This window comes from Paenibacillus plantiphilus (assembly GCF_927798095.1).
In the GTDB taxonomy this organism is placed as follows: Bacteria; Bacillota; Bacilli; order Paenibacillales; family Paenibacillaceae; genus Paenibacillus_Z; species Paenibacillus_Z plantiphilus.
The window spans coordinates 1-1,361 of the sequence record NZ_CAKMMF010000073.1 but is presented as its reverse complement, the minus strand read 5'-3'; the positions used below and the strand labels follow the sequence as shown (position 1 = coordinate 1,361).

1 protein-coding gene is annotated in these 1,361 nt (G+C 53.5%); it reads left to right on the top strand.

All coding sequences use genetic code 11. The features are described from left to right. Positions 1-295: 295 nt before the first annotated feature. On the top strand, positions 296-1,361 hold a 1,066-nt coding region (ltrA, locus tag L6H65_RS26370; protein WP_236347743.1), incomplete at its 3' end, for a group II intron reverse transcriptase/maturase.

The following is a 1,361-nucleotide window of genomic DNA, read 5'->3' as shown; positions in this document are numbered from 1 at the left end:
AGAATGCGCGGCAGTTTCAGTAACGGATGCTATAAGGAAACCCCGAAATGCATACCGGACGCATGGCGAGAAGTCGGAGAGCTGCGTAATACTTCAGAACGGACGAACAACAGAAACGTCCGGATCAGCCGCCAGTGTGTGGCTGGCCTTTGCTCACTCAAAAGGTGACGCAGAAGGGGGAAGGCGGCTCGCTTTATGGAGACCGGAACTGGAATGAGCTTCGCGAGTAGGCGGCAAGAACGGAAAGTTCCCTATGTGAAAGACCCAGAACTTGCAGGCGGAGGATACGAAACACATGAAAGCAGAAGGCGCAGAACGAAAAGTTCATTCGTTAATTGACAAGGTATATCACCGAACAAATTTGGAAATGGCATGGGAATCGGTGAGAGCAAACGGAGGCAGCGGAGGCATCGACAAGGTCTCCATCCCGGCATTCCAAGCAGCAGCCAAGGCTGAACTGGGGCGATTGCACGAAGAACTGAAGCAGGGCACGTACCGACCAATGCCGGTCAGACGGACACACATTCCCAAGAAGGGAAAGCCCAAGGAGAAACGTCCGCTGGGCATACCGGCTATACGGGACAGGGTGTGCCAACAGGCACTGAAAAACAGGTTGGAACCGATCTTCGAACCCCTGTTCAGCGAATGCAGTTTCGGGTATCGGCCGGGCCGCTCGACCCATCAAGCGATGAGGAAAATCTATCGCGAACTGATGGACGGATGCGAATGGGTTGTGGACGCGGACTTGCGGGACTTCTTCGGGACGGTGCATCATGAGCCGCTCACTGACATGATCGCCGAGCAAATCAGCGACGGGAGAATTCTCAATCTGGTTAGACAAATGCTCGAAGCCGGGTATATGGAAGGCGGAAAGAAATACGAAACGCCCAGCGGCACACCGCAAGGCAGCGTAGCGAGTCCGCTGTTTAGCAACATTTACCTGAACCGATTCGATCATGAGATGACGGACAAAGGATATCGCCTGACGCGTTTTGCCGACGATTGGGTGGTCCTCTGCAAAACGCAGGCGGAAGCCACGAAGGCGCTAAGAGACGCCAGAACGATTCTGGAATCGCTCGGATTGACGCTGCACCCGGAGAAAACAAGGATCACCCATATTAAATGGGGATTCGAGTTCTTGGGATATAAGCTGAAGCGAGGAAAGGGATTGACGCTGCCGCGGGAAAAGGTGAAAAAGCAACCAAAGATGAACATCTATGCCTTCCCCAAGGACAAGTCAATCCAATCGTTCAGGGACACCATCCGAGCCCGGACACACAGACGCATCCCGCTAACCGTCTTTGAACTCATCGATTCCATCAACCCTGTCATACGGGGATGGGGCAACTATTTCCGTAAAG